The organism is Rodentibacter sp. JRC1 (genome assembly GCF_020521555.1).
Classification (GTDB): domain Bacteria; phylum Pseudomonadota; class Gammaproteobacteria; order Enterobacterales; family Pasteurellaceae; genus Rodentibacter; species Rodentibacter abscessus.
Genome location: NZ_BPWA01000001.1, coordinates 523,039 through 535,335 on the forward strand (window position 1 = coordinate 523,039; position 12,297 = coordinate 535,335).

8 protein-coding genes are annotated in these 12,297 nt (G+C 41.4%); 4 read left to right on the forward strand and 4 right to left on the reverse strand.

Annotated elements, in window-relative coordinates; genetic code table 11:
* Positions 1-153: 153 nt before the first annotated feature.
* The 3 genes from lpdA to aceE form a co-directional block, all read right to left on the reverse strand.
* On the reverse strand, positions 154-1,578 hold the full coding sequence (lpdA, locus tag HEMROJRC1_RS02340; RefSeq protein ID WP_226691445.1) for a dihydrolipoyl dehydrogenase: 1,425 nt from the start codon (positions 1,576-1,578) through the stop codon (positions 154-156).
* Positions 1,579-1,668: 90 nt separating this feature from the next.
* A complete protein-coding gene (aceF, locus tag HEMROJRC1_RS02345; RefSeq protein WP_226691446.1) occupies positions 1,669-3,561 on the reverse strand; it encodes a pyruvate dehydrogenase complex dihydrolipoyllysine-residue acetyltransferase in 1,893 nt (630 codons plus the stop codon).
* 62 nt (positions 3,562-3,623) lie between these two features.
* Complete coding sequence (gene aceE / locus HEMROJRC1_RS02350) at positions 3,624-6,281, reverse strand: pyruvate dehydrogenase (acetyl-transferring), homodimeric type (protein WP_226691447.1); 2,658 nt, start codon at positions 6,279-6,281, stop codon at positions 3,624-3,626.
* 312 nt (positions 6,282-6,593) lie between these two features.
* On the opposite strand from aceE, the gene mgsA reads away from it, so the two are divergent.
* A complete protein-coding gene (gene mgsA / locus HEMROJRC1_RS02355) occupies positions 6,594-7,052 on the forward strand; it encodes a methylglyoxal synthase (protein WP_226691448.1) in 459 nt (152 codons plus the stop codon).
* A 104-nt stretch (positions 7,053-7,156) separates the two neighbouring features.
* Here mgsA and HEMROJRC1_RS02360 read toward each other — a convergent pair whose 3' ends face one another.
* Entirely contained in the window at positions 7,157-8,635 is a 1,479-nt protein-coding gene (locus HEMROJRC1_RS02360; protein WP_226691449.1) for a YdgA family protein, read from the reverse strand.
* A 264-nt stretch (positions 8,636-8,899) separates the two neighbouring features.
* Between HEMROJRC1_RS02360 and dnaK the strand changes: the two genes are divergently transcribed.
* The 3 genes from dnaK (at position 8,900) to dnaJ (ending at position 12,281) form a co-directional block, all read left to right on the forward strand.
* On the forward strand, positions 8,900-10,792 hold the full coding sequence (dnaK, locus tag HEMROJRC1_RS02365; protein WP_226691450.1) for a molecular chaperone DnaK: 1,893 nt from the start codon (positions 8,900-8,902) through the stop codon (positions 10,790-10,792).
* A gap of 80 nt (positions 10,793-10,872) precedes the next feature.
* Positions 10,873-11,127 (forward strand): DUF2798 domain-containing protein, encoded by a 255-nt coding sequence (locus tag HEMROJRC1_RS02370; protein ID WP_226691451.1) that lies wholly within the window; start codon positions 10,873-10,875, stop codon positions 11,125-11,127.
* Between the two features lie 2 nt (positions 11,128-11,129).
* On the forward strand, positions 11,130-12,281 hold the full coding sequence (gene dnaJ, locus HEMROJRC1_RS02375; RefSeq protein WP_226691452.1) for a molecular chaperone DnaJ: 1,152 nt from the start codon (positions 11,130-11,132) through the stop codon (positions 12,279-12,281).
* The last annotated feature ends 16 nt before the right edge of the window (positions 12,282-12,297 follow it).

A 12,297-nucleotide genomic window follows, 5' to 3' on the forward strand; every position in this document is an offset into this window, starting at 1 on the left:
AAAAAGAAAAAGCAGAGGATTAAGTCTTTTGAAGACTATCAAATATAAGAACAAATTGCTAATTAAAATTGAACTTTTATGAAAATTTGTGATAAACCTCTCAAAAAAGAAGGCAACACAGAATGCGTTACCTTTTTAATCATTAAAACTTTATTATTTTTTCTTTGCTTTCGCATTCGGAAGATCTGTCACCGAACCTTCAAAGACTTCCGCAGCCAAACCAACAGATTCATGTAAAGTTGGGTGAGCATGGATAGTTAATGCAATGTCTTCCGCATCACATCCCATTTCAATCGCAAGACCGATTTCACCTAATAATTCACCGCCGTTTGCACCGACAATTGCTCCACCGAGAATACGATGAGTATCTTTGTCGAAGATTAATTTGGTCATACCTTCTGAACATTCGGAGGCAATCGCACGACCGGAAGCCGCCCATGGGAATTTGGCAACTTCATAATTTAATCCTTCTTGTTTACATTCTTTTTCGGTTTTACCCACCCATGCTACTTCCGGCTCGGTATAAGCGATTGATGGAATGACTTTCGGATCAAAATAGTGTTTTTGTCCTGCAATCACTTCTGCCGCAACGTGACCTTCGTGAACCCCTTTATGTGCTAACATCGGCTGACCGACAATATCGCCGATGGCGAAAATATGCGGCACGTTAGTACGCATTTGTTTATCAACGTGAATAAAACCGCGTTCGTCCACTTCTACACCTGCTTTGCCCGCATCAATTAATTTTCCGTTCGGTACACGACCGATCGCTACTAATACCGCATCATAACGTTTGGTATCGTTACAGGCTTTGCCTTCCATTGAAACATAGATACCATCGTCTTTTGCTTCAACCGCAGTAACTTTCGTTTCAAGCATGAGTTTGAATTTTTTCTCGATTTGTTTAGTGTAGATTGCCACCATATCTTTATCCGCCGCCGGAATAACTTGGTCAAACATTTCTACAACCTCAATCTCAGAACCTAATGCGTGGTAAACCGTTCCCATTTCTAACCCAATGATACCGCCGCCCATAATGAGGAGTTTCTTCGGCACTTCTTTTAATTTAAGGGCATCGGTTGAATTCCAAATGCGAGGGTCTTCATGTGGAATAAAGGGTAATTCGATCGGGCGGGAACCCGCTGCAATAATTGCATTATCAAATTTAATAGTGGTCGGGTTGCCATCACGATCACGTGCAACCAATGTGTTTGGATCGGCAAATGTCGCTAAACCTTCAACAACGGTAACTTTACGTTGTTTCGCCATACCGGCGAGACCGCCCGTTAATTTTGCAACAACCGCATCTTTACCTGCACGCACTTGGTCTAAATCAATTTTAGGCTCACTAAAATAAATCCCGTTTTTCTCAGCGTGTTTTGCTTCTTCGATCACTTTTGCAACATGTAATAATGCTTTAGACGGAATACAACCTACATTCAAGCACACACCACCAAGCGTTGAATAACGTTCAACAAGAACCGTTTCCAATCCTAAATCCGCACAACGAAATGCTGCTGAATAACCTGCCGGGCCTGCACCAAGTACAACGACTTGGGTTTTAATTTCTTTGCTCATTTTTACCTCGTAAAAACGTTGAAATTATTGACCGCTCTTTGAGCGATCAGGAGAAAGTGAAAAACGCCCCTCAATCGAGAGGCGTTACGATTACATAATTAAACGGCGTAAATCAGCCAATACAGAACCGATATAGCTAATGAAACGTGCGCCATCCGCCCCATCAATAACTCGGTGGTCGAAAGATAATGACATTGGGAGAATTAAGCGAGGCGTAAATTCTTTACCGTTCCACACCGGTTCCATCGCAGATTTAGATACACCTAAAATAGCGACTTCAGGCGCATTGACGATTGGCGCAAAGTGAGTCGTACCAATACCGCCAAGGCTGGAAATCGTGAAACAACCGCCTTGCATATCGGATGCCGTTAGCTTACCTTCACGTGCTTTTTTCGATACTTCCATTAATTCGCGAGAAAGCTCGATAATGCCTTTTTTATTCACATTTTTGAATACCGGTACGACTAAGCCGTTTGGCGTATCCACCGCCACGCCGATATTAATGTATTTTTTCAGAATTAAACGTTGCGCATCTTCTGTAATCGAACTATTGAAACGTGGGTACGCTTCTAATGCCTTAGCTACCGCTTTCATAATAAACACAACCGGTGTGATTTTCACGCCAAGTTTTTGTTTTTCCGCTAATACGTTTTGTTCTTTACGGAATGCTTCTAAATCCGTAATGTCGGCTTTATCAAAATGCGTTACGTGTGGAATCATCACCCAGTTACGATGTAAATTCGCACCGGAAATTTTATTGATACGGCTTAATTCAACTTCTTCAATTTCACCGAATTTACTGAAGTCGACTTTCGGCCATGGTAATAAACCTAAGCCTGCGCCATTCGCCACACCACTACCGGCAGCTGCAACCGTTGCGCCGCTTTCGTAAGCTTTCACTGCGGTTTTAACGTAAGCCTCAAGATCTTCTTTAACGATACGACCCTTGCGCCCCGTACCTTTTACTCTGTCTAAATTCACACCGAATTCACGGGCTAAGCGACGAATCACCGGGGTTGCGTGCGCATAACCCGCACTTGCCACAACCTGTTCTTGGCTTAAACCGGAAACATTACCGCTTTGTGCCGGTTGTGCTGCCGAAGTAGGCTCAGCTTGTACAGGTGCAGCCGCTTGAGCAACCGGAGCGGCAGGTGCAGAACCTGCGACTTCAAAACGCATAATTAATGAACCTGTTGATACTTTATCACCTGATTTCACTAAGATTTCTTTTACCACGCCGGCAAACGGTGCAGGTACTTCCATTGAAGCTTTATCACCTTCAACGGTGATTAAAGATTGTTCTTCCGAAACCGTATCCCCCACCGCAACCATAATATCGGTTACGTTAACTTCGTCTCCACCGATATCCGGTACATTCACATCTTTAATCGCAGTAACCGTAGAAGCCGGAGCCGCTGTTGTTTCTTGAGCCGGAGCTGAAGCTGTAGATGCTGAGCCTGCAACTTCAAATTTCATGATTAATTTACCGGTGGTGACTTTATCACCGACATTAATTAAAATTTCCTTCACCACACCTGCGATTGGAGCCGGTACTTCCATGGAAGCTTTGTCACCTTCCACATTGATGATAGATTGATCCACTTCAACAGAATCACCAACTTTCACCATAATTTCCGTTACGTTGACTTCGTCAGAACCGATATCCGGTACATTGACTTCAACAACACTTGCAACCGTTGGTGCAGCTGTCGATTCAGTTTTTGGCTCAGCCTGAACCGGTGCTTCGGCCGCCGCTGAATCTAAAACGAGCATTGGAGTGCCGGTAGTAACTTTATCACCTACTTTAACTAATACTTCTTTCACAACACCTGCTTCCGGTGCTGGAACTTCCATAGAAGCCTTGTCACCTTCTACATTGATAATGCTTTGATCCACAGAAATGGTATCACCCACTTTTACCATTACTTCTGTTACGGTAACTTCATCGCTACCGATATCAGGAATTTGAATTTGTTTTGACATTTTTTGTTCCTTAATAAAGTGCGGTCAAATTTACAGGCGTTTTTGACCGCAGTTTCCATCAATTACGCATAAAGCGGATTGATTCGATCGATATTCAAACCGAATTTTGCAATGGCATCCGCCACAACCTGATTTGTTACCGTACCTTCTTTTGCCAATTGAGAAAGTGCGGCAACCACAACATAACGAGCATCCACTTCAAAATGTTCACGTAAGTTTGCGCGGCTGTCCGAACGACCGAAACCATCCGTACCAAGCACGTGGTAGTGTTTGGTCGGTACAAATGCACGGATTTGATCCGCATAAGATTTGATATAGTCGGTTGCAGCAACTGTCGGTAAATCAGCTAAGATTTGCGCAACATAAGGGATTCGTTGTTCTGTTGTTGGGTGTAATAAGTTCCAACGTGCAACATCATGACCTTCACGTGCTAATTCATTAAATGACGGAGCAGAGAATACATCGGAAGTAACGCCGTAATCATTTGCAAGAATTTGTGCCGCTTCACGAACGTGGCGCATAATCGCCCCTGAACTTAACAATTGAACGTGACCTTTGCCTTTTCCTTCAACCGTTTCAAATTTGTATAGACCTTTACGGATACCTTCTTCCGCACCCTCCGGCATTGCCGGTTGATCCATGACTTCGTTCAATGTGGTCATATAGTAGAACACATCTTCTTGTTTTTCACCGTACATACGGTTGATACCGTCTTGCATAATCACTGCAACTTCAAATGCAAATGCCGGATCGTAAGTGATACAGTTTGGAATCACGCCCGCTTGAATATGGCTGTGACCGTCTTCGTGTTGTAAACCCTCACCATTTAATGTTGTACGACCTGAAGTACCGCCAATCATAAAGCCACGTGCCAGTTGATCACCTGCCGCCCACATCATATCGCCTACACGTTGAAAACCGAACATTGAGTAATAGATAAAGAATGGGATCATCGGTTGGTTATTAACGGAATAGGAATTAGCCGCAGCCAACCAAGAAGCGGTTGCCCCCAACTCATTGATACCTTCCTGTAATACTTGACCGTCTTTTGCTTCACGATAGTAAGCCACTAAATCACGATCCGAAGGTACATAGTTTTGACCATACGGGTTATAAATACCGATTTGACGGAATAATCCTTCCATACCGAAAGTACGGGCTTCATCGGCAATGATTGGCACGATCGTTTTACCTATATCTTTATTTTTCAATAAAACATTTAATGCACGGGTAAATGCCATCGTCGTTGAAATACCACGCGGTTGCTCTTCAAGTAAGGCTTTAAATTCCTCTAATGCAGGGACTTTGTACTCTACGTCAAATTTAGCTTTACGGGCAGGAACATAGCCGTTTAATGCTTGACGGTGACCGTGCAAATAATTGTACTCTTCAGAACCTTCAGGGAATTTAATATATTCAAGGTTTTCAACTTGCTCATCGGTTAATGGCAATTGGAAATAATCACGGAAACCTTTAAGGCTGTCATAAGACATTTTTTTAGATTGGTGAGCGGTATTTTTACTTTCCGCCTCAGGGATTTTATAGCCTTTCACTTGTTGCGCTAAAATAACAACCGGTTTAGTTGCTTTCTGTGCTTTTGCGTATGCGGCATAAAGTTTTTCGGCATCATGCGCACCACGGCGTAACGCCCAAATTTCATCATCCGTCATATCGGCAACTAATGCGGCAGTTTCAGGATAACGACCGAAGAAATGTTCACGCACATAAGCACCGTCTTTTGATTTGAAAGTTAAATAGTCGCCATCAACCACTTCCATCATCAATTGTGTCAATTTACCGGACGTATCTTTGGCGAATAACTTATCCCAGTTACCGCCCCACAATACTTTAATCACTTCCCAACCGGCACCGGTGAATAAACCTTCTAATTCTTGAACGATCTTACCGTTACCATTTACCGGACCGTCTAAACGTTGAAGATTACAGCTTACCGTAAAGATTAAATTGTCCAACCCTTCACGTGCAGCAAAGGTTAATGCGCCTTTGGATTCGATCTCATCCATTTCACCGTCACCAAGGAAAGCGTAAACTTTTTGATCTTTGGTATCTTTTAAGCCGCGATTATCTAAATATTTTAAGAAACGGGCTTGATAAATCGCATTAACCGGGCCTAAACCCATTGAAACCGTTGAGAATTGCCAAAACTCAGGCATTAATTTAGGGTGAGGATAAGAAGACAAACCATCGACAAAGGCTTCTTGACGGAAATTATCCAATTGTTCTTCCGTTAAACGACCTTCCAAAAATGCACGTGCATACATACCCGGTGCAGCATGACCTTGGAAGAAAATTAAATCGCCGCCGTTTTTCTCAGTCGCCGCTTTAAAAAAGTGGTTGTAGCACACTTCATACATCGTTGCCGCAGATTGGAAAGTAGAAATGTGACCACCTAAGTCAAGATCTTTCTTCTGACTACGTAAAACCATCGCAATCGCATTCCAACGAACGGCAGAACGAATACGGCGTTCAATCGCGTGATCACCGGGGTAAGCCGGTTGTTCGGAGACCGGAATGGTATTCACATAATCTGTAGTTACGCCTGTTGGTAACGAAACACCGTTGGTACGCGCCTGACCGATTACCTGTTCAATAATGTATTGCGCACGTTCAACGCCTTCTTCACGAATCAAAGAATCCAATGATTGTAACCAATCTTGAGTTTCGATTGGATCCACGTCATTTTTTAAAATCTCAGACATAGGTTTTCCTTATCTGTTATCAAGTGAAAGTTAGTTTAGCCGAAAGCCAAACGCGAATATTAGAAATGCTTGCCTTAATTTTACAAACATTTAACAAATCTTGTAAATTTTAGAAGATTTTTTTAAATAAAGATAGTGAATTTTCGTCAAACAACGTTTTTTCTCCGTTTTCTTTTTATGCAATTTGAAGGAAAGTGCGGTCGTTTTTCAAAAAGTTTTCATCGGGTAATCTGAGTAATAAGTAAAAGATTGCATTCATATAAGGATTACTCTAAAGTCTACTCATTATTTCTTTAATAAAAGGACAGATAAATGAACTCCACTTTTCGAACCCTTTCTCAACATAAACGCATTGCGCTTGTCGCCCATGACAATTGCAAACAAAGCCTGATTCAATGGACACAAAAACACGAAGCTACTCTTGCTCCTCATCAACTTTATGCTACGGGTACTACCGGACATTTACTGGCTCGTAAAACAAACCTAACCATTCACCCATTATTAAGCGGACCAATGGGAGGAGACCAACAACTTGGCGGACTTATTGCAGAAAAGAAAATCGATATGATGATTTTCTTCTGGGATCCAATGAATGCCGCCCCACACGATCCCGATGTGAAAGCATTAATGCGTATTGCAACCGTGTGGAATATTCCCGTTGCCATCAATCAAACTTCTGCGGATTTTTTACTTACCTCCGCTTTGTTTGCACAAAACGTAGAAATTGAAATTCCCGATTATGAAGGGTATTTAAAAGAACGCTTGGGCTAAAATTTCAGTAAATAATTCACTATTTTTTGACCGCACTTAAACTTAAAAAGTAAAAGGAGATAAATCACTTTATCTCCCTCTTTTACTGAAAATAACGAACCGAATCAATGTGGCATTGCGGCACTCATTAACAACATAAAAATAATACCTTGAACCTGTTCTTCCGGTACGACATTACCATTTAATTTCAATTCACCATTTTCAAGTACAAGTTTCATACTCACTGATTTTTCACTATTCACAACAACGCCGTTATTTGCCCCTTCTGCGGCAAACTCTTCTATTTTCGCATTAAGATTTGCTTTCTCTTGCTCCGGTACAAACTTCGCAAGAAGATTTTCAGCCGTGGCTTTATTCAACCAAACTTCTACCGCAAAATCTTTAAATTGTTTGTAAAGATTGCCACGCATTAAATCAAAGGTTGGTTTTTGCGCAAGGGCAATATTTAAGTCTAAAGATAATTTACCTTGCTCATCGGAAATTGAAATCGGATTGAACTTCACCTGCGGTTGATTATCAAAAATCGCCTTGCCATGCTCTGCAAACCAAGTTTCTAAAATTTGATTAACGGCATTTGCATTATTGTCTTTCACTGTTTTCAAAATGTTCACAAATGCGTCCATAAGTGCATTCAAAGCATTGCCTTCAATATGATTAAGCTCAAAATTATAAACCACCTTACCTAACGATTTATCATTAATCATCATTGAATCCGTTGAACGAGCCTCTTTTATACTAACGAAATCACCGTCAAGGCTGACGTCCAATTCATCTTTTACACCTTTCTCAACGAAAGAAAAAGGAACACCCTGTTGATCTAAAATGTTCATAACTATACTTTCAATGGAGGAGGTTCCTTTTCCGGTATAAATGTATGCCCATTTAGTCGGCTCAAAAGTGCTATTAGATTGGATGCCTTTCCATTGAATTTGCACTGATTTTGAGTTATTTTGACTTGATCTGATTTTACTATCATCAACAAAATTCACACTAAGTTCATCAGCAGTTAAATAAGAAGAACCCGAAAGATCTTTATTCACATCAAAATCAACGTTCATTTTTGACCACGTCAATTTATTGTTTGATTCTTGTTCGGATACTTCCCCTGCCGCCAATGACACACTTCCTTTCGTGCTTAAACCATAACCGGTAGAAGCCTGATATTGAATCGGCTTATCGGATTTTGTTACATCAAACAATGGTTGTGTTGTTTCATTTTTTGCAATAGCCCCCTCCGCTGAAAACATTACCGGTACAAGATTAAATTTAGCCAGTTGGTTAAGTGGCAAAGGCCCGTGGTAAAGTTTGGTTGAAAATGGAATCGTCCATTGTTTTTGTTCTTGCGGAAGTGAAATGACAATTTCATCTTCTATTTGAGAGCTAAACAAACCGCGTTCAAATTGTTTATTTTTAAATGTGACATGAAAAAAATCCGACACATTTAATGGTTTGAAACGTTGGTTTGTCAGGTCAATTTGGCGTTTATATTCAGTTTCTGCCGTTTGACCGGTAAACCACGCCCCACCAATCCAAGCAGCGCCAAGCACGGCAACCACGCTAATCACGACTTTTGATTTTTTCATAACTTATCCTTTTACCTATAAAAATTGCTCACAATTCTACCGCACTTTTCAGATTTCACCATCTTTTATCAAAATTTTTACAGACTACTCTTGAAGTTTATCGGTTCGTACTTATCTTGCAAAAGCAAGGACGGAAATGACCGCACTTTAAAGAAAGAAAATAAAATTTTTTAAAACTTTCTCTTGAAATGCAAAAGAATATCCACATCTTACAGTTCGTAGCGAATTACACTGATTTTTAAAATTTTACTTAGGAGTAACAAAATGGGAAAAATTATTGGTATTGACTTAGGTACAACCAACTCTTGTGTAGCGGTAATGGACGGTGATAAACCTCGCGTTATTGAAAATGCGGAAGGTGATCGCACAACTCCATCAATTATTGCTTATACAAACGATAACGAAACTTTAGTCGGTCAACCGGCAAAACGCCAAGCGGTAACCAATCCGAAAAATACATTATTTGCGATTAAACGTTTAATCGGTCGTCGTTTTGAAGATGAAGAAGTAAAACGTGATATCGACATTATGCCGTTTGAAATCGCACGTGCAGACAATGGTGATGCCTGGGTAAACGTAAAAGGCGACAAACTTGCCCCACCTCAAATTTCTGCCGAAGTGTTGAAAAAAATGAAGAAAACCGCAGAAGATTTCTTAGGTGAACCGGTTACCGAAGCTGTCATCACCGTGCCGGCGTACTTCAATGATGCGCAACGTCAGGCAACTAAAGATGCCGGTCGTATCGCAGGCTTAGAGGTAAAACGTATCATCAACGAACCGACCGCTGCCGCATTGGCTTACGGCTTGGATAAAGGTCAAGGCAATAAAACTATCGCTGTATATGACTTAGGGGGCGGTACGTTCGACTTATCTATTATCGAAATTGATGAAGTGGGCGGAGAAAAAACCTTTGAAGTATTAGCAACCAATGGTGATACCCACTTAGGTGGTGAAGACTTCGATACCCGCGTAATCAATTACTTAGTAGATGAGTTCAAAAAAGAGCAAGGCGTAGATTTACGTAACGATCCGTTAGCAATGCAACGCTTAAAAGAAGCAGCGGAAAAAGCGAAAATCGAGCTTTCTTCTTCACAACAAACCGATGTGAATCTTCCTTACATCACCGCCGATGCAACAGGGCCTAAACACTTAAATATCAAATTAACCCGTGCAAAATTAGAATCGTTAGTTGAAGATTTAGTAGCGAAATCACTTGAGCCGGTTCGCATCGCATTAAAAGATGCAGGTTTAAGCCCGTCCGAAATTGATGATGTCATCTTAGTGGGCGGTCAAACCCGTATGCCTCTTGTACAACAAGAAGTAGAAAAATTCTTCGGCAAAGCACCTCGTAAAGATGTAAACCCTGATGAAGCGGTCGCTATCGGTGCTGCGGTACAAGGCGGTGTATTAGCCGGTGATGTAAAAGACGTATTATTGTTAGACGTAACGCCATTATCACTTGGTATCGAAACCATGGGCGGTGTGATGACCACCTTAATTGAGAAAAACACCACGATTCCGACCAAAAAATCGCAAGTGTTCTCAACCGCGGAAGATAACCAAAGTGCCGTAACTATTCACGTGTTACAAGGTGAGCGTAAACAAGCATCCGCTAACAAATCTTTGGGTCAATTCAATCTTGAAGGTATTAACCCAGCTCCACGCGGTATGCCGCAAATTGAAGTTACCTTTGATATTGATGCGGACGGTATTATCCACGTATCTGCGAAAGATAAAGGTACAGGCAAAGAGCAACAAATCACCATCAAAGCTTCTTCCGGTTTAAGCGATGATGAAATTCAACAAATGGTACGTGATGCAGAAGCGAATGCTGAAGCGGATCGTAAATTTGAAGAATTAGTCCAAGCTCGTAACCAAGCGGATCACTTGGTACACAGCACTCGTAAACAACTAGAAGAAGCCGGTGATAAAGTGCCTGCGGCAGATCGCAGTGCTATCGAAAGTGCATTAAGCGATTTAGAAACGGCTGCAAAAGGCGAAGATAAAGCGGTAATCGAAACGAAAATCCAAGCCCTTGCAGAAGCAGCACAAAAACTCCTTCAAACGGCACAACCACAAGGAGAACAAACTCAAAGCAACAACAAACCGAATGATGATGTTGTTGATGCAGAGTTTGAAGAAGTGAAAGATAAATAATCTTTCTAAAAAGTGCGGTCATTTTTAACCGCACTTTTAGCTAAAGGGCGGTAACGCCCTTTTAGCGTATATAAGGAAAAATGATGATTTTAATCAATAAAAAGTGGGAGAAGTGTGTTCTTACTCCTTTTGCCGTATTATCTATGTCTGGTTTTATGTCTTTTGTAATGATGTGGATAATGAAAGGCTTTTTCGACGGTTTTATAGAGACTTGGTTGCATAATTGGGCAACTGCTTTTCTAGTCGCTCTACCGTCTGCATTTATCATTCCGAAATATGCAATAAAACTTGCAGTAAAAGTATTCAAAATAAAATTTATAGATGATAAGAATTAGTTATGGCAAAACAAGATTACTATGAACTTCTCTGTCTCTCAAAAGGTGCGGACGAAAAAGAAATCAAACGTGCTTATAAAAAGCTCGCGATGAAATATCACCCGGATCGCACCCAAGGTGATAAAGAGAAAGAAGAAAAATTTAAAGAAATTCAGGAAGCCTATGAAGTCCTAAGCGATAAAGAAAAACGAGCAGCTTACGATCAATACGGTCATGCCGCCTTTGAACAAGGTGGCTTTGGCGGTGGAGGGTTCGGTGGCGGATTTGGCGGCGCAGATTTCGGTGATATGTTCGGTGATATCTTCGGTGATATTTTCGGAGGTGGCGGTCGTTCACGCCAACGTGTCGTTCGTGGCGAAGATTTACGTTATGACATTGAAATCACTTTAGAAGAGGCGGTAAAAGGCACAACCAAAGATATCCAAATTAACACCCTTGCCCATTGCGATAGCTGTGACGGTACAGGTGCAGAAAAAGGTTCTAAAGTAGAAACCTGCCCGACTTGTCATGGAGCCGGTAGAGTTCGCCGTCAACAAGGTTTCTTTGTTTCTGAAACAGTGTGTCCAACTTGTCAAGGTTCCGGCAAAAAAATTGAAAAACCTTGTCATAGCTGCCATGGTGAAGGACGGGTTCATAAGAAAGAAAGCCTTTCTGTCAAAATCCCTGCCGGTGTAGATACCGGTAATCAGCTTCGTTTGGCCGGTAAAGGGGCTGCTGGTGAAAATGGCGCGCCGGCAGGTGATTTATATGTCGTTATTCATGTAAAAGATCACCATATTTTTGAACGTGACGGGAATAATCTTTACTGTGAAGTGCCGATTAGCTTTGCAACCGCTGCATTAGGTGGCGAAATCGAAGTACCGACCTTAGACGGTAGAGTAAAACTCAAAATCCCTGCCGAAACACAAACCGGAAAATTATTCCGTATGCGTGGTAAAGGCGTTCATTCCGCACGCAGCGGTTATGCCGGCGACTTAATTTGTCGCATTGTAGTAGAAACACCGGTGAATTTAAATTCGGAACAAAAAGAATTACTGAAAAAACTTGAAGAAAGTCTACAAGAAAAAGGGTTAAACAAGCATAGCCCAAAATCTTCCGGCTTTTTAGATGGCGTGAAGAAATTCTTTGACAATTTAGGTAAATCCGATAAATAAATTAAAGACAGAAAGA

Bases quoted from the DNA above. Each gene is read 5' to 3' on its own strand.
- HEMROJRC1_RS02370 (WP_226691451.1), top strand. From the start codon at position 10,873: ATGATGATTTTAATCAATAAAAAGTGGGAGAAGTGTGTTCTTACTCCT.
- HEMROJRC1_RS02360 (WP_226691449.1), bottom strand. From the start codon at position 8,635: ATGAAAAAATCAAAAGTCGTGATTAGCGTGGTTGCCGTGCTTGGCGCT.
- dnaK (WP_226691450.1), top strand. From the start codon at position 8,900: ATGGGAAAAATTATTGGTATTGACTTAGGTACAACCAACTCTTGTGTA.
- aceE (WP_226691447.1), bottom strand. From the start codon at position 6,281: ATGTCTGAGATTTTAAAAAATGACGTGGATCCAATCGAAACTCAAGAT.
- mgsA (WP_226691448.1), top strand. From the start codon at position 6,594: ATGAACTCCACTTTTCGAACCCTTTCTCAACATAAACGCATTGCGCTT.
- aceF (WP_226691446.1), bottom strand. From the start codon at position 3,561: ATGTCAAAACAAATTCAAATTCCTGATATCGGTAGCGATGAAGTTACC.
- lpdA (WP_226691445.1), bottom strand. From the start codon at position 1,578: ATGAGCAAAGAAATTAAAACCCAAGTCGTTGTACTTGGTGCAGGCCCG.
- dnaJ (WP_226691452.1), top strand. From the start codon at position 11,130: ATGGCAAAACAAGATTACTATGAACTTCTCTGTCTCTCAAAAGGTGCG.